At 68.4% G+C, this 1,512-nt stretch carries 2 protein-coding genes and 1 pseudogene; all 3 read left to right on the top strand.

Features of this window, described 5'->3' with window-relative positions:
• Positions 1-502: nitroreductase (locus tag JYJ84_RS36465; RefSeq protein ID WP_205190282.1), on the top strand; the 502-nt coding region annotated here is incomplete at its 5' end.
• Positions 503-648: 146 nt separating this feature from the next.
• Positions 649-1,137 carry a hypothetical protein gene (locus tag JYJ84_RS36470; RefSeq protein WP_122946479.1) on the top strand — a complete coding sequence of 163 codons (489 nt, stop codon included), beginning with the start codon at positions 649-651 and terminating at the stop codon, positions 1,135-1,137.
• Between the two features lie 5 nt (positions 1,138-1,142).
• Positions 1,143-1,512, top strand: a pseudogene (locus tag JYJ84_RS36475) (endonuclease); the annotation flags it as partial.

Consider the following 1,512-nt stretch of genomic DNA (forward strand, 5'->3'; position numbering starts at 1 on the left):
CGCCGCCGCGCTCACCGCGGCCCACGACGATCCCGCGCGCGACGAGAAATACGTCGCCGAGTACGACTACTACCCGCGCGAATGGGTGTCGCCGTATATCGACCGGCGCCGCAAGGTCGGCTGGGACCTGTACGGCCTGTTGAACATCGGCCGCGACGAGAAGGCGCGCATGCATGCGCAGCACGCACGCAACTTCCGCTTCTTCGATGCACCGGTCGCACTGTTCTTCACGCTCGACCGCGTGATGACGCACGGTGCATGGCTCGACTGCGGGATGTTCCTGCAGGGCGTGATGACGGCCGCCCGCGCACGCGGGCTCGATACCTGCCCGCAGGCCGCGTTCGTGCCGTTTCACCGGATCGTCGCCGAACACCTCGGCATTCCCGCCAACGAGCAGCTGGTCTGCGGGATGTCGCTCGGCCATGCGGACCCGGACGCGATCGAGAACCGCCTCGTCACCGAGCGCGCGCCCGTCGCGGAGTTCGCGCGCTTTTTCGCTTGAAACCGCATGACGCGGCCCTACCTTTTGAACAGGATCGCGTCGTGCGGTGAACCTGCGATGGCGCGTCCTGTCACATCGCGATCGAAAACGATCGGGCGTAAGATGTGCATCCGTTCCCCGCTATTCCGCGTTTCCGGAGACGTTTCATGCTGAAACACGGCCTGGCCGTCCTGCTCGCGAGCGTCGCGCTCGCCGCCCATGCGCAGAGCCCCGCACCGGCTTCCGTCGCATGGGAGATCCAGGTGGTGCGCGACGGTCAGACCATCGACACGTTCCAGCAGCGCACCACCGTGGGTCAGACCCGTACCGATACCCATCGCTATCCGTCCGCCGTGCCGGTCGGCTGCGGCAATGCCGCGCGTGTCGTGCCGACCGAGCGCGCGCGCTCGGTGACGGTCGCGCCGCTCACCGTCGATGCCGGCGCGAACACCGTGTCGCTCGCGCTCGACGTGCAGGAAACGATCGACGACGAAGGCGCGAAGCCGGCCGATCCGTGCCTGCCCGCATCGCCGCGGCAAATCGTCGCGAGTCACCCCGGCCTGTCGGTCGGCAGCGACGCGTGGACCGACTGGACGCTGGTCGAACAGCATCCGCACCTCGTGTACCGCGTGCGTGCGCACGTCGCGAAGGATTGAGCGTCATGTCCGCCGACGCCCTGTCCCTGCCGTTCGCCGAACCGCACGCCGCGCCCGACGAACTCACCGCGGTGAGCTGGAACCTGCACAAGGGCCGCTCGCCGCTCGGCTTCACCGCGTGGAACGCGATGCGCAACTGGATGCAGTCGACGCACGCCGACGTGTATTTCCTGCAGGAAGCGATGGCGCGCCGCATGCCGCGCCCCGTGCTCGCGCCCGGCTTCGGCGCGCCGATGGACGACGCGGTCGACGACGTATGGCACTGCCAGGCCACCGAGATCGCGCATGCGCTCGACTGGCAGATCGCGCTCGGGCCGAACGTGTTCAAGCCGTCGTGGCGGCACGGCAATGCGATCCTGTCGCCGCATCCGCTCG

This window comes from Burkholderia sp. LMG 13014, assembly GCF_905232215.1.
Classification (GTDB): domain Bacteria; phylum Pseudomonadota; class Gammaproteobacteria; order Burkholderiales; family Burkholderiaceae; genus Burkholderia.